Annotated in this window: 17 protein-coding genes; 14 read left to right on the top strand and 3 right to left on the bottom strand. The window is 73.8% G+C overall.

Translation table 11 applies throughout. From position 1 onward, the window contains the following. From ABZ340_RS31770 to ABZ340_RS31760, 3 genes are read left to right on the top strand one after another with little or no spacing between them, the layout of a single operon-like run. On the top strand, positions 1–459 hold the full coding sequence (locus tag ABZ340_RS31770) for an acyl-CoA thioesterase (protein WP_358785332.1): 459 nt from the start codon (positions 1–3) through the stop codon (positions 457–459). Beyond that, a complete protein-coding gene (locus tag ABZ340_RS31765) occupies positions 456–1001 on the top strand; it encodes a flavin reductase family protein (protein ID WP_358785331.1) in 546 nt (181 codons plus the stop codon). The genes ABZ340_RS31770 and ABZ340_RS31765 overlap by 4 nt, the downstream gene beginning before the upstream one ends. Next, positions 998–2347 (top strand): cytochrome P450, encoded by a 1350-nt coding sequence (locus ABZ340_RS31760; protein WP_358785330.1) that lies wholly within the window; start codon positions 998–1000, stop codon positions 2345–2347. Before ABZ340_RS31765 ends, ABZ340_RS31760 begins: the two co-directional genes overlap by 4 nt. Before the next feature lie 79 nt (positions 2348–2426). On the opposite strand, the gene ABZ340_RS31755 is transcribed toward ABZ340_RS31760, so the two are convergent. Next, complete coding sequence (locus ABZ340_RS31755) at positions 2427–3209, bottom strand: AraC family transcriptional regulator (RefSeq protein WP_358785329.1); 783 nt, start codon at positions 3207–3209, stop codon at positions 2427–2429. After that, positions 3206–4279 (bottom strand): ParB/RepB/Spo0J family partition protein, encoded by a 1074-nt coding sequence (locus ABZ340_RS31750; protein ID WP_358785328.1) that lies wholly within the window; start codon positions 4277–4279, stop codon positions 3206–3208. Before ABZ340_RS31750 ends, ABZ340_RS31755 begins: the two co-directional genes overlap by 4 nt. Before the next feature lie 291 nt (positions 4280–4570). Between ABZ340_RS31750 and ABZ340_RS31745 the strand changes: the two genes are divergently transcribed. The 8 genes from ABZ340_RS31745 (at position 4571) to ABZ340_RS31710 (ending at position 13093) form a co-directional block, all read left to right on the top strand. Next, on the top strand, positions 4571–5149 hold the full coding sequence (locus ABZ340_RS31745) for a DUF5987 family protein (RefSeq protein ID WP_358785327.1): 579 nt from the start codon (positions 4571–4573) through the stop codon (positions 5147–5149). After that, the gene (locus ABZ340_RS31740) at positions 5146–6813 is read left to right on the top strand and encodes a GMC family oxidoreductase (RefSeq protein WP_358785326.1); all 1668 of its coding nucleotides are present in this window, start codon (positions 5146–5148) and stop codon (positions 6811–6813) included. Before ABZ340_RS31745 ends, ABZ340_RS31740 begins: the two co-directional genes overlap by 4 nt. 103 nt (positions 6814–6916) lie before the next feature. After that, positions 6917–7957, top strand: coding sequence for a carboxymuconolactone decarboxylase family protein (locus tag ABZ340_RS31735; protein ID WP_358785325.1), 1041 nt, complete (start codon positions 6917–6919; stop codon positions 7955–7957). Positions 7958–7996: 39 nt separating this feature from the next. After that, positions 7997–8806, top strand: a complete 810-nt coding sequence (locus ABZ340_RS31730) for a TIGR03084 family metal-binding protein (RefSeq protein WP_358785324.1) — start codon at positions 7997–7999, stop codon at positions 8804–8806. A gap of 262 nt (positions 8807–9068) precedes the next feature. Continuing rightward, positions 9069–9962 carry a prephenate dehydrogenase/arogenate dehydrogenase family protein gene (locus ABZ340_RS31725; RefSeq protein ID WP_358785323.1) on the top strand — a complete coding sequence of 298 codons (894 nt, stop codon included), beginning with the start codon at positions 9069–9071 and terminating at the stop codon, positions 9960–9962. A gap of 10 nt (positions 9963–9972) precedes the next feature. Further along, entirely contained in the window at positions 9973–10233 is a 261-nt protein-coding gene (locus ABZ340_RS31720; RefSeq protein ID WP_358785322.1) for a DUF6059 family protein, read from the top strand. 127 nt (positions 10234–10360) lie between these two features. Further along, positions 10361–11359 carry a class I SAM-dependent methyltransferase gene (locus ABZ340_RS31715; protein WP_358785321.1) on the top strand — a complete coding sequence of 333 codons (999 nt, stop codon included), beginning with the start codon at positions 10361–10363 and terminating at the stop codon, positions 11357–11359. Between the two features lie 81 nt (positions 11360–11440). Then, entirely contained in the window at positions 11441–13093 is a 1653-nt protein-coding gene (locus tag ABZ340_RS31710; RefSeq protein ID WP_358785320.1) for a thiamine pyrophosphate-binding protein, read from the top strand. Positions 13094–13147: 54 nt separating this feature from the next. Here ABZ340_RS31710 and ABZ340_RS31705 read toward each other — a convergent pair whose 3' ends face one another. Continuing rightward, positions 13148–14728 carry a 4-hydroxyphenylacetate 3-hydroxylase N-terminal domain-containing protein gene (locus tag ABZ340_RS31705; protein ID WP_358785319.1) on the bottom strand — a complete coding sequence of 527 codons (1581 nt, stop codon included), beginning with the start codon at positions 14726–14728 and terminating at the stop codon, positions 13148–13150. Between the two features lie 211 nt (positions 14729–14939). On the opposite strand from ABZ340_RS31705, the gene ABZ340_RS31700 reads away from it, so the two are divergent. The 3 genes from ABZ340_RS31700 to ABZ340_RS31690 are packed head-to-tail and all read left to right on the top strand — an operon-like array spanning position 14940 to position 17964. Continuing rightward, the gene (locus ABZ340_RS31700; protein ID WP_358785318.1) at positions 14940–16121 is read left to right on the top strand and encodes an acyl-CoA dehydrogenase family protein; all 1182 of its coding nucleotides are present in this window, start codon (positions 14940–14942) and stop codon (positions 16119–16121) included. Positions 16122–16156: 35 nt separating this feature from the next. Then, positions 16157–16585: an SgcJ/EcaC family oxidoreductase gene (locus ABZ340_RS31695; RefSeq protein WP_358785317.1), complete on the top strand. Its 429-nt coding sequence runs from the start codon at positions 16157–16159 to the stop codon at positions 16583–16585. Positions 16586–16617: 32 nt separating this feature from the next. Beyond that, complete coding sequence (locus tag ABZ340_RS31690; protein WP_358785316.1) at positions 16618–17964, top strand: FAD-dependent oxidoreductase; 1347 nt, start codon at positions 16618–16620, stop codon at positions 17962–17964. Positions 17965–18151 lie beyond the last annotated feature (187 nt).

Genomic DNA, 18151 nt, shown 5'->3' with positions numbered 1-18151 from the left:
ATGGCGGAAGACTACTTCGAGTACCGGCACACGGTCGGTTTCGAGGAGACCAACCTGGTCGGCAACGTCTACTACGTGAACTACCTGCGCTGGCAGGGCCGGTGCCGGGAGCTGTTCCTGCACCAGAAGGCACCGGAGGTGCTGGCCGAGGTGCAGGCCGACCTGAAGCTGTTCACGCTGAAGGTGGACTGCGAGTTCTTCGCCGAGATCACCGCCTTCGACGAACTGTCCATCCGGATGCGGCTGTCCGAACTGGGGCAGACCCAGCTGGAGTTCACCTTCGACTACGTCAAGGTGACCGGCGGGGCGGAGGTCCTCGTGGCCCGCGGGCGCCAGCGGATCGCGTGCATGCGCGGGCCGAACACCGACACCGTGCCCTCCCGCATCCCCGAGGCCCTGGCCCGCGCCCTGGAGCCGTACACCGTCCACGGCCGGGTGCTGACGGGACGGGCGGCATGAGAACCCTGGCCGCCGCGCCGCCGCGGGACGCCGTCACCGGCGGTCCCGCGCGGCTGCGGCGGGCCCTCGGGTCCTTCGCCACCGGTGTGACCGTCGTGACGGTCGGCGGGGCACACCCGCGGGGGATGACCGCCAACTCCTTCACCTCGGTGTCGCTGGACCCCGCCCTGGTGCTGCTGTGCGTCGGCAACGACGCCCTGATGAACCGGATCCTCGCCGAGGCCGACACCTTCGCGGTGTCGGTCCTCGGCGCCGGGCAGGAGGACGTGGCCCGTCACTTCGCCGACCGCTCCCGTCCTCCGGGAGCCGCGCAGTTCGACGCCGTGGACTGGCTGCCCGGCGAGGTCTGCGGCGCCCCGCTGATCGCGGGGGCCGCCGCCCACTTCGAATGCGCCAGGTGGCGGGCGTACGACGGCGGCGACCACACCGTCCACGTCGGCCGGGTGCTCGCCCTGGAGGACCTGCCGGGCCGCGAACCACTGGTCTTCCACGGCGGCCGCTTCCGGCGGCTCGCCGCATCCGGGGAAGGGGAGCGCGCGTGAGTGTCCATCCGCCCGGGCCGCCCGTGTGGGCGCTGCCTGGCCTGCTGCGCAAGCTGGCGGTCGACCGGCTCGGCATGATGCGGGACGCGGCCGCACTGTCCGACGCCGTCCGCGTCCGCATGGGACCGAAGAAGCTGTACGTCTTCAACCGCCCGGACTACGCCAAGCACGTCCTGGCCGACAACGCTGCCAACTACCACAAGGGCATCGGCCTGGTGGAGTCCCGCAAAGTGCTCGGCGACGGCCTGCTCACCAGCGAGGGCGAACTGTGGCGTGCCCAGCGCCGCACGGTGCAGCCCGCGTTCCGGCCGGCCCGGATCACCGCCCAGGCCGGGGCCGTGGCCGAGGAGGCCGCCCGGCTGGTGGAGCTGCTGCGCCGGCGCGCCGGGGACACCCCCGTCGACGTACTGCGGGAGGTCACCGGGCTCACCCTCGGAGTGCTCGGGCGCACCCTCATGGACACCCGCCTGGACGGGCACGGCGGCATCGCCCACGCCTTCGAGGCCGTCCAGGACCAGGCCATGTTCGACATGGTCACCCAGGGCCTGGTGCCGACGTGGGTGCCGTTCGCCACGCAGCGGCGCTTCCGCCGGGCCCGCCGGGAGCTGGCCCGCATCGTGGACGAGCTGGTCGCCGACCGCGGCGCGCGCCTGTCGGACGGGGACGGTGCCGAGGACGCGTTCGCCCGGATGATCCTCGCCGCCCGCAGGCGCGAGGACCCGGCGCAGGCCCGCCGGCTGCTGCGGGAGGAGCTGGTCACCCTGCTGCTGGCCGGTCACGAGACGACGGCCAGCACGCTCGGCTGGACCCTGCTGCTGCTCGCCCGCCACCCGCACGCGCGGGACCTGGTGCGCGAGGAGGCGCGTGCGGTGCTGGCCGGCGGCCGTCTGCCGGAGGCCGGGGACCTGCACAAGCTGACGTACACCACGCAGGTCGTGCAGGAGGCGATGCGGCTGTACCCGCCGGTGTGGATCCTGCCGCGCATCGCCCGGCGCCCCGACGTGGTCGGCGGTTTCGACGTGCCGGCCGGTGCCGACGTGCTGGTGTGCCCGTACACCCTGCACCGCCACCCGGACCTGTGGGACGAACCGGAGCGGTTCGACCCGGGCCGCTTCGACGCCTCGCGCGTGGCCCACCGGCACCGCTACGCGTACATCCCCTTCGGCGCGGGGCCGCGGTTCTGCATCGGAAGCAACCTCGGGATGATGGAGGCGGTGTTCGTCACCGCGCTCGTCAGCCGGGACCTGGACCTGTCCGTGGTGCCCGGGCACCGGGGCGTCGCCGAGCCGATGATGTCGCTGCGGATGCGGGGCGGACTGCCGATGACGGTCCGCCCCGCGGACTGAGCCACGGCCGGCGGCACGACACGCGGACACCGGCGGGGGGCCGGCACGGTCACCGTGCCGGCCCCCCGCCGTCGTACGGTCAGCCGGCGATGCGCTCCAGCGTGCTGCTGCGCAGGTCGAGCAGTGCCGTCAGCACCGGCGGGTCCATGGCGTCCAAGGGGCGCAGCACGATCTCCGCGGGCATCAGCAGCGTGTCCTCCCGCACGGTCACCGGCCCGTAACTGCCGACGGAGACCACGTCCTCGGCGCCGCTGCCGGAGGGCAGGTGCTCGTAGCCGTACGGGACGGAGTGCACCAGGATGTGCCAGGTACCGGGCGGGACGTCGCACAGCTCGAACGGGCCGGGCCCGTCCAGGACCGCGCAGCGCACCGGCTGCCCCTGGGGGACGGGCGCGGGGAACAGCCCGACGAAGCAGCGGCCGGGCGCCCGTTCGTCGAGCAGCTGCACCCGTCCGCGCAGCGTCGCGCGGGCGGTGCCGCCGGCCGCGTCCTGCCCGTCCTGCCCGTCCTGTCCGATGGCGCGGGCGAACCCCTCCAGTTCCCGGAACATGCTCGGGGAGACGCCGACGCAGAACTTGAAGCGCGAGCTGAACGTGCCCACGCTGCTGTACCCGACCTGGCTGCTGATGTCGGCGACGCTGAAATCCGTTTCGAGCAGGAGGCGTTTGGCCTCCTGGAGCCTCAGGGCGGAAAGAAAACGCCCCGGAGACGTGCCTGTCACCTCACGGAACACCCGGGTGAAATGGAATTTGCTGAACATGGCCGTGCGGGCCATGTCGTCGATGGTCAGTTCCTGTCCGAGGTTCGCGCGCATTTCATCGATCACCCGCAGGACGGCGGCTTCGATGGCGGTGGTGGTCACCGTTTCTCCCTGTCGTTGAGATGCGCCCCGCCGGGACCCTGCGGCCGGGTCCGGGCGGGGGCGGCGTCGGACAGCCGCCGTCTGCCGAGCTCCTCGGCGAACCGCTTCCAGGCGCCTGCGCACTGCAGTGCCAGTTCCGCGACGGTGTCGGTGCAGTGCGGGGGCACCGCGCCGGCCTGCTGCCGCCATGCCTCGTCGAGCACGAAGTGGGTGTGCAGCCAGCGCAGGAAGCGCCGCCCGGACTCGGAGTGCCGCAGCGACGGATCGCCGGCCAGGCGCCGCAGAGTCTCCAGCGGGCCGCGGGAGCGGCCGGCGCCCAGGGGGGCGCCGGTGGCGTCGGCGGCACCGGACGGCTCCGGGGGGACGGTCCGCTCCCGGCGGGCGGCCTCGGGTACCGGTGTGCGCCGGCGGCCTGCGGGGACGGGGGCTTCACCGCGCAGCAGCCGCCGGCGCACGTCGTGGGCCGTCCCGAGGGACAGGCCGGTCTCCTTCACGATGGCCCGCAGGGGCAGGTCGGGGCGGCGGGTCATCAGCTCCGCGGCCCGGATCCGCTCGGCCGTGCGGTCGAGGGGGTGGGCGCGGCCGTCGGACCCGATCCGGATGTTCGGCCGCGGAGATTCCGCGGTTGAACGAGGGCGGATCGAGGCCACCGTCTTGGCGTCCAGTCCGGTGTAGGCGGCGACGGCCCGGTCGGAGAGGTTGCGGCCGAAGCGCAGGATGCGTTCGGCGGCCGCCTTGCGGTCGGCCGTGGACAGCGGCAGGCCGTGGGCGACGTTGGCCGTCACCGACCGGAGGAACGCGTCCTCCTCCGCGCCGTCGAAGTACTGCACCTCCACGGAGGTGAGGCCCTTGGCGGCGGCCGCGGCGACGCGGTGCATCCCGTCGATCACGCGCATGGTCGCGCGGTGGACGAGGACCGGCGGCAGTGTGGCGTAGATGTCGGCGAGGCGCCGTACGTGGGCCTCGTCGACGCCGTTCAGGCGCGGTGAGTCGGCGGGCCGCAGTGCCTCGATCCGCACCCGGTGTGTGAAGTGGGCCGGCAGTGTCAGAGATCTGTCGTCGCTGTTCACCTCTCCCCTTCCCCCCACGGTCGAGACGGAGGCGTGCCGGAATTCCCCCCGTCGCCGTCGCGAAAGGGGTCCGGCAGCTACGGAGGAATACCTCCGCCGAGAGAATAGTGAACGTCCTGTTTTTTCTGGGGCGGGCGGGCCTCGATGCGGCGACTTTGGCGACTCGGGAGGGCGCGCACATGTTCGGGCGAACACCCGGCCGTCGGTTGTTTGAAAATACCTACTCCTCCTAGCTTCTTCTCACGCCATCAGGAACAGCCGACAACCAGACCGGAGGCTCCGTTGCCCGCAGTGAGAAGAATTCCCGAGCGAAAGGTCGACATCGGGCCCGAGGCCACCATCACGCTCGAGGCCTACGCCGACACCATCGTCCCGGGGGAGAAGCGCTGGCCCGGGGACCGGGCGATCGCCGGGGTCAGCCCCGGCGGCGGCGCGGTCGCCTCCGGGGCCCTGGACCTGCTCCGCTGGGACGCCACCGGGATCCACGACGGCCTGGAGGACCTGGCGAGCCGGGTCAACGGCCACGCCAGGGCCCACGCCGAGAAGGCCGGCCTCACCCTCGACCCGACGGTGCCGCCGTTCGTCTCCCTGTCCTACGACGACCGCGTCCGCCTCATCCAGGAACTGACCACGCCCGGCCACCCGGAGAAGGACTTCTGGGTCCTGCTCTCCCTGTTCTGCAACATGGCCTACGACTCCGCCGCCCACCTGCACACCGCCGACGCGCTCGCGGCCGGACACCCGGGCCTGACGGACATGGGCATCACCCAGCCGGACGCCGACGGGCTGTGGCGCTTCGAGAACTCCGGCTACGGCCGCCGGCTCGCCCGGCCCCACCCCGACACGACCCCCACCGGGAGCCCGGCATGAGCAACGCCACGGAAAAGACCGACGTCCTGGTCGTCGGCAGCGGTTTCGGCGGCGCGATCGCCGCCTACCACCTGGCCGCCGGCGGCGCCGAGGTCACCGTCCTGGAGCGCGGGCCCTGGCTGGAGAACGACGAGTTCGAGCACGACTACAAGCTCGGCTCCTCCTACACGCGCATCTTCGACTTCGTCGTCGGCGACGGCATGAGCGTGCTGGGCGGCAACTGCGTCGGCGGCGGCAGCGTCGTCTACTTCGCGGCCATGCCGCGGGCCCCCCGGTTCGTCTTCGAGCGGCGCGGCAGCATCGGCCGCCGGATGTGGCCCAAGGCGATCAGCCGCGACACCCTCGACCCCTGGTACGACCGCATCGAGGAGTCCTTGTCGGTCGGCAGGCCCGACTGGAGCGAGGCTTCCTACGCGGGCGGGCTGTGGGCCGCGGCCTGCGACCACGCCGGGCGCACCGCCAACCCGCTCGCCGCCGCGATCGACAACTCCAGGTGCGTCAACTGCAACTTCATGATGGCCGGCTGCCGGTTCGAGGCGAAGCAGTCGCTCACCGCCAACTACCTCCCGGCCGCCGTCGCCCACGGCGCCGAGATCCGCCCGCTGCACGAGGTGCAGTACCTGACGCGGACCGCCGACGGCGGCTACCGGGTCCACTACAACGTCGTCGACGACGAGGACTACCGCCTGCACACCGGCTCCGGCGTCATCGAGGCCAAGATCGTCGTACTGGCGGCGGGCGCCGGCGCCACCCCCGTCATCCTGCAGCGCAGCGAGGCCCACCTCGGCGCGATGCCGTACGCCGTCGGCCGCTACTTCTCCGGCAACGGCGAGCGCCTCAACACGGCCGTCCTCGACGAGGACAAGGTCGCCGAGGTCCTCGGCCTGAGCCGCGGCGACGGCCACCTGCCCTACGGCGCCAACGCCATCGGCAAGGGCCCGACCGTGGCCAGCTGGGACAAGCTCGACGGCTCCCTGCCGGAGTACTCCCGCTACTCCCTGGAGCAGCTCTACTTCCCGCCGGGCCTGGGCACCATCCTCGCGCAGGTGCCCGACGCCACGGGGCCGACCTGGTTCGGCAAGGAGAAGAAGGAGATCCTGAAGAACTGGAAGTCCTGGCTGACGATCTTCTGCATGACCGAGGACGACAACGAGGGCGTCTTCGGACCGCCGCCGGCCACCGGCAACTCCCACCGCATCTCCCAGCAGATGCTCGGCCGCGGCAACCTGTCGTACAAGCCGACGAAGAACACCTGGCACGGCTGGAACCAGGCCGACGCCGACGTGAAGGAGATCCTGGAGAAGGACGGCCTGGCGAAGGTGATGCCGTGGACCAACGACCTGGTCGGCGCCTACACCGTCCACCCGCTGGCCTCCTGCCGCATGGGCGACGACCCGCGCACCTCGGCGCTGGACGACACCAACGAACTGCGCGGCCACTCCGGCATCTTCGTCACCGACGGCTCCGCCGTCCCCGGCGCCCTGACCGTCAACCCGGCCATGACCATCGCCGCCGTCGCCGAGCGGGCCGTACCGCACATCGTGGCCGCCGCCCGGGCCAGGGGAGTGGAGGTCACCTACGGCGCTCCGGCCCCCACCGGCCACACCGGCGGACGCAAGGGGGTGCTGCCTCTGCTCAGGCGCGACCAGCTCACCGGCGTCTGACACCCCGGCACGGCTTTCCGGCGCCACTGAGTTGCTTCACGAAACCTTCCATGTGACCTCTGAGTTGCTTCACGCAACTCGTACCCGAACCCAGGAGGCGGCGGTGCGACCGCTCGTAAGAACCCTGCTGAAGGGCTCCCTGAAGCAGATCCGGCACATCGCGGCCGTCCGGCAGGCCGAGGCCCACGGCCTGGTGGCCGAGGTCTACGCCCAGGCCCGGCGCGAGTTCGGCGTCGTCGCCCCGCCCCTGGCGCTGCACTCGCCGGCGCCCGAGGCGCTCGCCGCCGCATGGCTGCTGCTGCGCGAGACCCTCCTCGCCGAGGGCCGGGTGAGCCGGGCCGCCAAGGAAGCGGTCGCCACCGCGGTCTCCCGGGCCAACGACTGCCCGTACTGCGTCGAGGTCCACGAGGCCAAGCTCGCCACCCTGCCCGGCGCCGGCGGCCACGCCCCGCTCGCCCGGTGGGCGTACCGCAGCGGCGGATCCCCGGCCGCTGGCGGCGGACCGCCGCCCTTCGACGCGGCCCAGGCCCCCGAGATCCTCGGCACCGCCGTCACCTTCCACTACCTCAACCGGATGGTGCGGCTCTTCCTGCCCGACTCGCCCGTCCCCGGCGCGGCGCCCGCCGCGGGCCGCGCCCCGGTGATGCGGATGGTCGCCCGCGCCATGCGCCCCGACCCCACGGCGACCGTGGCACCCGGCGCCTCGCTGGGCCTGCTGCCGGCCGCGCCGCTGCCGGCCGGACTCGGCTGGGCGAAGGACAGCCCGGCCGTCGCCGGTGCCCTCGCCCGGGCCGTCGCCTCCGTCGACGCCGCCGCCGAGCGCTGGGTCCCCGAGGCCGTCCGTGCGCTGCTGCACGCCGAACTCGCCGTGCGCGAGGGCACCGTGCCCGGCCCGAGCCGCGCCTGGCTGGACACCGCCACCGCCCCTCTCGCCGCCGGGCACCTGCCCGCCGCCCGGCTGGCCCTCCTCATCGCCCTCAACCCCTCCCAGATCACCGACGCGGACATCGCGGCGTTCCGCGCCCCGCATCCCGGCGACCGGGAGCTGGTGGAGCTCGCCTCCTGGGCGGCGCTCACCGCCGCCGTCCGCATCGGCACCCGCCTCGACGGACCCGCCCGCCCCACGACATCCGCCGCCCGCTGACCGGCGGCCCCGACCGCACATCCCGCCGAAGGAGAGATCATGAACACGCTGAACGACGTCGTGAAGGACCTCGCCACCGACATCGAGGAGACCGCCCGCCTGGTCGAGAGCCTGGACGAGCGGGCCTGGCACACCCCCACCCCCGCCCCGGGCTGGAGCATCGCCGACCAGATCGCCCACCTGACCTTCATCTTCCACCTGGCCGGCACCGCCGCCTCCGACCCCGAGGCCTTCGCCGGCCTCGCCGCCGGCGCCGCCGGCGACTTCGACGCCGCCGTCGACGCCGCCCTCAAGCAGTTCAACGCCTTCCCGCCCGCCGAACTCCTCGCCCGCTTCCGCGCCCTGGGCCAGAGGTCCGTCGACGCGCTCGCCGCCGTCCCCGCCGGCCAGGTCGTGCCGTGGCTGGTCAACCCGCTGCCGCCGGCCGTCCTCGCCTCCGCCGGGATCATGGAGGTCTTCGGCCACGGCCAGGACATCGCCGACGCGCTCGGTGTGCGCCGCGAGCCCACCGGACGCCTGCGCCACCTGGTCTTCTTCGCCTCCCTCACCCGGGACTTCGGCTACCTCTCCCGGGGCCTGACCCCGCCGGCCGACCCGTTCCGCATCGAGGTGACGGCACCCAACGGCGAGGTGTGGGCGTACGGGCCCGAAGACGCCGAGAACAAGATCACCGGGCCTGCCGAGGACTTCTGCCTCCTGGTCACCCGCCGCCGCCACCGCGACGACCTCGCCCTCGTCGCCACCGGCGCCGAGGCCGACCGCTGGCTGGACATCGCCCAGGCCTACCGCGGCCCCGCCGGCGAGGGCCGCAAGCCCGGTCAGTTCGCCCACCGGGGCCGCGACCACTGAGGGGCCGACTGTCCCCCCATCGAACCACCCTCCCCCCACCGCACCGGCCGCCTCCCCCCACCGCATCGGCCGCCCCCCCCACCGCACCGGCCGCCTCCCCCCACCGCACCGGCCGCCTCCCCCCACCGCACCGGCCGCCTCCCCCCACCGCACCGGCCGCCCCCCACCACCGCACCGGCGGCCGGGTCCGCCGCCCGCCGCCCGCCCGCGGACCGCACCCACCCGCCGAGGCCGCCCGGCCGCTCGCCGCGAGGAGCCCTCCATGACCACCATCCTGCGCACCGCCGTCGTCATCGGCTGCGGCACCACCGGCACCTCGGTCGCCCTCGCGCTGACCGCCGCCGGCGTGCGGGTCGCCCTGAGCGACGACGATCCGCAGACGCTGGCCGAGGCCGTGTCCCTCGGCGCCGGGACCGCCTGGAGTCCCGCGCTCGCGCCCGCCGACCTCGTCGTCGTCGCCACCGCGCCGTCGGCCGTCGTCGACACCCTGCACAGTGCGCAGAGCAGGGGACTCGGGCACGTCTACACCGACACGGCCGCCGTGAAGGACATCGTGTGCGCGGAGGCGGAGCTGCGCGGCTGCGACCTCAAGGGGTACGTGCCCGGGCATCCGCTGGCCGGCCCCGACGCCCCCGGCCGCGGCGGCGCGGACGCCGGCCGCTTCACGGGCCGGCCCTGGGCGGTATGCCCGTACGAGACCACGCCCGGCTGGGCGCTCGAGACGGTGGACGCGCTGATCGAGGCGTGCGGGGCGCACCGGATGGACCTGGCGCCCCCGCTCCACGACCGCGTCGTCGCCGAACTGTCCCACGCCCCGCACCTGGTCGCGGCCACCCTCGCCGCCCGGTTCGCCGACAGCTCCGAGGCGTTCCTGGGCCTCGCCGACGACGGGCTGCGCGACGCGCTGCGCGGCGCCGGCGGCGACCCGTGGCTGTGGAGTGACGTCCTCGCCCACAACGCGGGCCCGGTCGCCGACGTCCTGGACCGGATCGTCGGCCAGCTCGCCCGGGCCTCCGCCATCCTGCGCGAGGGCGACGCCTGCGCCCCCCTGGAACTCGCGCCGGCCCTTCAGCAGGGCCGGCGCGGACAGCGCGCGCTGCGGCGGGCCGGTGAACGGCGCACGATGCGAGATGCGCCGGCCGCCGGCCGGGTGTGACGGTCGGCCCGTGACATCTGCCGACCCGCCGTCCGCCGCCGGCCGCCGGCCGGCCGTTCCCGCGCTGCGCCTGGCCAGGCGGCTGGCACGGTCCGCCTACGGGTGCCTGTCCGGCTTCGGCTGGCTGTGGATCGGCGCGTCGCCGCACGCGCTCGGCACCGCGGTGGCGGACGGGCCCCCGCCCGGCCATCCGGAGCGTCTGAGCGGCCTGCCCCTGAGCCCGCTGGAGCGTGCCCTGGAGCAGGCCCTGCGGGGGCGGCCGACGCGCTGACCGCCGGCGCGCCCGCGGGGCACGGGCGGGCGGAGCAACGTCAAAGATGCCCCTCCGCTCGCCCTGCTTGAAGCATGGAGCGCAGGTGACCGACCCCTGGACCGTCCGGATGACGAGGTGCAGAGCAGTGACTGTTGACATCGCACAGGGCAAAGCGCGCGGCATTGCCTCCCTCTACAACTCCGCGGTGGCGGCCTGGGCGATCGCCGCGGCCTGGGAGATCGGCGCACTGGAGGAGCTGCACCGCACCAGGACCCTGGACGCGGCCGACTTCGCCGCGCGCTCCGGCCTCGACCCCCAGTCGACCACCGGTCTCTTCCGCGCCCTCGCGGCGGTCGGACTGGTACGGCGCGAGGGAACCGAGGTCCGCACCCTCGACGGCTTCGACGAGATGTACCGCAGCAAGGCGTTCTTCCACTGGCTCACCCGGGGCAGCGCCGAGCTGTTTCGGCAGATGCCCTCCGTGCTGCGCACCGAGAACCGTACGGGCGACTACTACCAGCGGGACGCCGCCGCCATCGCCTACGCCTGCCGGGAGATCGACCAGGTCACCTACGCGCCCACCTTCTGGGCCGCCATGGACCGGGTGGACTTCCCCTTCACCCGCGTCGCGGACCTCGGATGCGGCAGCGGCGCGCGCCTGATGCAGATCCTCGACCGCCACCCGGGCACGACGGGCGTCGGCATCGACATCGCGCAGCCGTCCCTCGAGGTGGCCAGGAAGGAGGCGGCCGAGGCCGGGTTCGCCGGCCGCGCCGAGTTCGTCCGGGGCGATGTGCTCCGTCTCGATCCCCGCCCCGAGTACGCCGACGTCGAACTGCTCACCTGTTTCATGATGGGCCACGACTTCTGGCCGCGGGAGAACTGCGTGGCCACTTTGCGCCGGCTGCGGGAGGTCTTCCCCGCGGCCCGGCGCCTGCTGATCGGCGACGCCACCCGCACCGCACTGCCCGACACCGAACTGCCCGTCTTCACGCTCGGCTTCGAGCTCGGCCACGACCTGATGGGCACCTTCCTGCCCACCGTGGAGGACTGGGAGTCGGTCTTCGCCGAGGGCGGCTGGGAGCTGGTGCGCACCAACCGCATCGAGATGACCGTCGGCGAGGTCATCTTCGAACTCGCCTGACCGGCGGGCGGCCAGGAACCGCCCGCGCGCGGCACCCCCCTTCCTCCGGGAAGCCGCTTCACTCACCTCATGGAGCCACGCATGACCACACTCGCGCAGGCCGTCGGGCAGACCCTCGCCGCCGGTGGCATCCGCCATGCGTTCGGGGTGGTGGGCGGCGGGAACGTCCTGGCCACCGCCGCCCTCACGGCGGCAGGCGTGCACTACACGGCGGCCCGGCACGAGGGCGGGGCCATGGCCATGGCCGACGCCTACTTCCGGGCGACCGGCGAGGTCGCGGTCTGCACCACGACACACGGGCCCGGCATCACCAACACCGTCACCGCGCTGGCCGACGCGGCCAAGAACCGCAGCGGGGTCGTCCTGCTGTGCGGCGACGCGCCGGTGAGCGGGCCGAGGCCGCACGACATCGACCAGAGCGCGCTCATGGCCGCGCTCGGCGTCCGAGTCGTCCGGCTCACCGGGACGACGACGGCCCGCGCGGACACCGCCGCGGCCGTGCGCCTGGCCCGGGACGGGCGCCGCCCCGTCGCCCTCTTCCTGCCGGGCGACCTGATCGACCGCCCGCTCGGCGGGAACGCCCCGAGCGCCCCGGCCCGGACCGGGGCGGGCACGCCACCCGCCGTGGACGGCCAGGCACTGGACAAGGCTCTCGCCGCCCTGGCCGGGGCCCGCCGCCCGCTGCTGCTCGCCGGGCTCGGGGCCTGGCACTCCGGCGCCGGCAAGATCCTCCGGGAACTCGGCGACCGCCTCGGCGCCCTGTTCGCGACGACCGTCATGGCGAACGGGATGTTCCACGACAGCCCCTGGTCGCTGGGGGTCTGCGGCGGCTTCGCCGCACCGGCCGCGGCCACGCTGATGGGCGAGGCCGACGTGGTCGTCGCCTTCGGCGCGAGCCTGGACACCTTCACCCTGCACGGCGGGCGGATCCTCGACCCGGCGGCCACCGTCGTCCAGGTCGACCTGGACGGACGGGCCGGGGCGCGGCGGGCCGACCTCGTCGTGCGCGGCGACGCCCACGCCGTCGCCGTACGGCTGCTCGACGAGGCCGGGCGGCGGGCGCTCGCCGCATCGGACTGGCGGACCCGGCGCGCCGCGGCCGTGGAGCGGGCGCGGGCCGGCTGGGCGGACGCCGGCCACCGGGACGCGTCCACCGCCGACCGGATCGACCCGCGCACCCTGACGCGGGAACTGGCCGCGCTGCTGCCGAGGGAACGCACCGTGGTGCTGGACGGCGGGCACTTCATCGCCTGGCCCGCGATGTACTGGCCGGTGCCCGACCCGGCGGGCTTCGTCTTCACCGGCGCCGCCTTCCAGAGCATCGGCCTGGGCCTGGCCGGCGCGGTCGGCGCGGCGGTAGGGCGGCCCGACCGCCTGACCGTGGCGGCGGTGGGCGACGGCGGCGCGCTGATGGGGCTGCCCGAGCTGGACACGCTGGTGCGGTCGGGCCGGCCGGCGCTCGTGGTGGTCTACGACGACGCGGCGTACGGCTTCGAGGCGCACATGTACGCGCCGCGCGGCGCCGACCCGGCGACGATGGCCTTCGCCGACACCGACTTCGCCGCGGTGGCCCGCGCGCTGGGCGCCACGGCGGTCACCGTGCGGGGCACCGGCGACCTCGGCGCGGTGCGCGCGTGGCGGGAGAGCGGCTGCCCGGGCACCCTGGTCCTGGACTGCAAGGTGGTGCCCGGCGTGATCGCGCCGTTCCTGGCCGACCTGCTGGGCCGCTCCTGAGCGGGCCGGCCGCGCCCCGTCGTCCCGGCGCGCGGCTCGGCCCCGGCGCGCGGCTCAGCCGCCGAGCAGACCGGCCCGGGCCTCCCGCAGCCCGGCGAAGGAGTCGAGGTCGGGAACCGTCCAGCCGTCCAGGTCGTACTCGGACAGGCACTGCTCGACGAACGCCTTGTAGTCGTCGATCTGCCCGCTCGCCGTCTGGGCGAACAGCAGCTCGGTGCGGACGTTCTCGTGATTGCCCGAGTAGTTGCGCTCGTACAGCTCGTGCCGCCCGCCGAACTCGGTGCCCACCGCGTCCCACAGCAGCTTCAGGACCTTGACACGCTCGACGGCGTCGACACCGTTCGAACCGCGCACGTACTTGTCGAGGTAGGGACGGATCCGCGGGTTCTTGAAGTCCTCGGCGCTGGAGTTGAGATAGATCAGGCCGCTGGCGACGTCCTGCTGGACGATCTCCTTGATCCGGGGATACCCGATCTGCATGAACCAGCGGTAGGCCATGCCGTACTGCGGGTTGGGCAGCACGGCCCCGCCCCGCCACTCGACCGGGTTGCGCGCCGCGGCGTCCGACAGCCCCCAGAACAGGTTCCGCCAGGCGAGCACCTCGCCGAGGCGTGTCTGCACGCCCCGGAAGTCCTGTGTCCCGGTGATCTCCAGCGCCTTGGCCAGCGCGCCGGCGAGGAACTCCAGCTTCACCGCCAGGCGTACGCAGCCGTGGAAGGTGAAGCGCTCCAGGAAGCCCGACTGCCCCGAGAACATCTGGATCTTGGCCGTGTCGCCGTAGACGAAGACGTCCTCCCACGGGATCAGCACCTTGTCCAGGACGAGGATCGTGTCGTTCTCGTCCAGCCGCGAGGACAGCGGATAGTCGAAGGGACTGCCCATCACGGCGGACATCGCCGTGTACGACGGACGGCAGATCAGTTTCACCCCGGGCGCGCCGGTGGGCACGGTGGCGACCAGCGCGAACTCCTTCTTGCGGACCGGAAGGCCGTAGTGCGCGATGAAGTTGTGGTGGGTGAGGGCCGAACCGGTGGCGACCACCTTCGCGCCGCTGACGACCAGGCCCGCGTCGGTCTCCTTCTCCACGTGGACGAAGACGTCCGCCACCTCGTCCGCCGGGCGGCTGCGGTCGACCGGCGGGTGCACGATGGCGTGGTTCCAGTACAGGACCTTCTCCTGCGACTCGCGGTACCAGCGGCGGGCGTTGTCGGAGAAAGGGGCGTAGAAGTCGGCGTTGGCCCCGAGCGTGCCGAGGAAGGCGGCCTTGTAGTCGGGGCTGCGCCCCATCCAGCCGTAGCTCATCCGGGACCAGGCCGCGATGGCCCCCTGGTCGGCGACCAGGTCCTCGGCGCTGCGGGGTGTGGTGAAGAAGCGGTGGGTGTAGCCGCCACCGCCGGTGTCGGTCGCGGTGGTGAGCACGCCGCGGTGGGCCGGGTCGTGCAGCGCGTCGTACAGCCGGGCGGTCATCCGCACCGGATTGCGGAAGGCGGGGTGCGCGGTGACGTCCTTGACGCGCTCCCCGTACAGGTAGACCTCGCGGTCGTCGCGCAGGCTCTCCACGTACTCCTCGCCCGTCAACGGACGCGTCCCCTGCCCCTGGGTGCCGCCTGTTCGGCCGTGCTGCTGATCGGTCATGCGCCTCATCGTGGCAGCTGCCGGGGGCCCGGGGCTTCTTGCTGCGTGCGCGAGCGGCCGGCCGGGGGCGCCGACGTGCCGAAGTCGCGGCGACCACCGCGACTGCGCAAGAAGGAAGGTGCCCCGCGGACCGGCGCGATGTGAGCGTCGGGGATGCGAAACGGTCCGCTTCGACGACCGACACCCGCGTGACCTTTGGGAGGACCCCACGATGCTCACCGCCGACGTCCCCACGCGAGCGGACCTGGTGCAGCGCGCCGCCGCACTGGCACCGCTCCTGAAGAAGAACGCCGCGCAGGCGGAGCAGGACCGGCGGCTGCAGGACGAGACGATCGAGGCGCTGGCCGAGGCGGGCCTGTTCAGGCTGCGCGTGCCCAAGCGCTACGGCGGCTACGAGGCGGACACCCGCACCCTGGTCGAGGTCGGCGCCGAGCTCGGCCGCGCCGACGGGGCCGCCGCCTGGACGGCGTCGGTCTACTGGATCCCCACCTTCATGGCGTGCCTGTTCCCCGACAGCGTCCAGGACGAGGTGTTCGCCACCCCCGACGTGCGTATCTGCGGCACCCTCAGCCCGTCGGCGCAGGCCGTTCCGGCCGAGGGGGGCATCGTCGTCAACGGCAGGTGGGGCTTCGTCAGCGGGGCCCGGCACGCCCACTGGCAGGAGATCATCGCCGTCCAGCCGCTGCCCGACGGGCAGCACCTGCCGGTGATGGCGCTCGTCCCGATGTCCGACCTGGAGATCGTCGACGACTGGGACACCTCCGGTCTGTGCGGCACGGGCAGCGTCAGCACCGTCGCCCGGGACGTCTTCGTCCCGCAGGAGCGGGTGATCCCGCTCCCGGCGATCCTGCAGGGCCGGTACGCCTCCGAGCGGAACGCCACGAGCCCGGTCTACCGGGTGCCGCTGCTGCCGGTCGCCGCCGTCTCCTCGGTCGGCACCGCCCTCGGTCTCGCCCGCGCCGCGCGTGACGTCTTCTTCGAGCGGCTGCCCGGCCGCGCCCTGACCTACACCGCCTACCAGAGCCAGGCCGAGGCCCCGCTGACCCACCACCAGGTGGCCGAGGCCACCTTGAAGACCGACCAGGCCGAGTTCCACGCCCACCGTCTGGCCGGCCTCGTCGACGCCAAGGGCCTGGCCGGCGAGGAGTTCACCCTTGAGGAGCGGGCGCGCGCCCGCGCCGACATGGGCGCAGTGGTCCGCCTCGCCAAGGAGGCCGTCGGCATCCTCGCCGCGGCCTCCGGCGGCTCCTCGATCTACCGCGACGTCCCCATGCAGCGGATCAGCCGCGACATCCAGGCCGTCAGCCTGCACGCGCTGATGAACCCGGACACCAACAACGAGCTGTACGGCCGGGTCCTGTGCGGCCTCGAGCCCAACACCCTCTACATCTGAGTCCCTCCGCCGACCGACCATCCCAGGAGCAGCACATGAGCGCGCAGACCGTCGAGACCACCGCCGCCGTGACCGACGAGGACAAGGCCGCCGTCGCCGCGCTGCCGCAGCGCATCGTCGAGGCCTGGGCCGCGCACGACGCGGACGCCTTCGCCGAGGTCTTCACCCCCGACGGCACCATGATCATCCCGGGGGTCTTCCAGCAGGGCCGCGACAGCATCCGGGCCTTCATGGCCGAGGCGTTCCAGGGCCCCTTCAAGGGCACCCGCGTCGTCGGCACCCCCGTCGACCTGCGCTTCGCCAACAGCGAGTCGGGCATCCTGATCACCCGGGGCGGCATCCTCGCCCCCGGCGAGAGCGAGCCGAGCGCCGAGCGCGCCGTCCACGCCTCCTGGGTCGTCGTCAAGCGCGACGGGCGGTGGTTCCTGGCCGCGTACCAGAACAGCCCGCGTCACGCCGCCTGACGGCCCGCGCATCCGCGAGAGAGGTGAAGTGCATGACCGGCAGGGTGGGCGAGCGCGCGGTGGTGCTCGGCGGCAGCATGGCGGGGCTCCTGGCCGCGCGCGTGCTCGCCGGCTCCTACGGCGAGGTGCTCGTCGTCGAGCGCGACGCGATCAGCGGGACGAGAACCGCCCGCAAGGGCGTGGGGCAGGGGCGCCACGTGCACGGGCTGCTCGCGCGCGGGCAGCAGATCCTCGACGAGCTCTTCCCCGGTTTCACCCGGGAGGCCGTCGAGGCCGGCATCCCGACGGGGGACCTGGGGGAGCTGCGCTGGTTCTTCAACGGCCGCCGGCTCAGCCCCGGTACGACCGGGCTGATCTGCGTCTCCGCCACGCGGCCGGTGCTGGAGAGCCGGGTGCGCGAGCGGGTCGCCGCGCTGCCGGGGGTGCGCCTTCTGGAGCGGCACGACATCGTCGGCCTGGTCGCCGACGACGCCCGGGAGACGGTCACGGGGGTCCGCGTGCAGTCCCTGGAGCCGGGGGCCGGGGAGCGCACGATCCCGGCCGATCTCGTGGTCGACGCCACCGGGCGCGCGTCGCGCACCCCGCTGTGGCTGGAGGAGCTGGGGTACGAGCGCCCCGAGGAGGAGCGCATCCGGATCGACCTCAGCTACACCACGCGCAGGTTCCGGCTGCGCGACGAGGCGGTGCTGAACGGCGACCTGTCGATCAACCCCGTCTCCTCGCCGAGCCACCGGCGCGGCGCGTTCCTGTCCCGGATCGAGGACGGCCTGGTCGTGGTGTCCCTCACCGGAGTGCTGGGCGACAGCGCCCCCGCGGACCTGGACGGCTTCCTCCGGTGGGCCCGCACGCTCCCGGTGCCCGACATCCACGACGCCATCCACGACGCCGAGCCGGTCGACGACGGCGCGGTCTTCCGCTATCCGGCCAGCCGGCGCCGGCGCTACGAGCGGCTGTCCCGCTTCCCGGGCCGCCTGCTGGTCCTCGGTGACGCGGCGTGCAGCTTCAACCCGGTCTACGGGCAGGGCATGACCGTCGCCGCGCTGGAGGCACTGGTGCTGCGCGAGCACGTGAGCCGGGGCGAGGTGGACCCGAAGGCGTTCCTCGCGGACATCGCCCAGGTCATCGAGGTGCCCTGGCAGTTCTCGGCCGGTTCCGACCTCGGCTATCCGGAGGTCGAGGGCGAACGCACCGCCGAGTGGGAGGCGACCGGCGCCTACATGGCCGAGCTCCAGGCCGCGGCGGCGGTCGACGGCGCGGTCACGGCCACGTTCATGCGGGTCGCGGGCCTGGTCGACACCCCGGACGCGCTCATGACCCCGGAGATGGTGCAGCGGGTCCGGGCCGGTTCCCGCCGCGCCCAAGAGCCCCTGGCCGCCTAGGGCCTTCCGCTCGGAGCAGGAAGCAGGGCCTGGCCCTGCTTCCTGCTTCCTGTTCCGGCACGGTCCGGACGAGAGGGCCCAGGCGCGCCCGCTCCCCTCGGCCCCGCCCGGCCGGCAGCGCGCCGGCCGGGCGGGGGCGGGCCCTGGCCCCCGGCCGGGACATTGACAAAGGGGTTCGGGGGAGGGC

The sequence above is a fragment of the Streptomyces sp. NPDC006134 genome (assembly GCF_040628835.1).
Lineage (GTDB): Bacteria > Actinomycetota > Actinomycetes > Streptomycetales > Streptomycetaceae > Streptomyces.
Note: the sequence above shows the minus strand (reverse complement) of the source record. Positions and strands in the feature narration are given on the sequence as shown.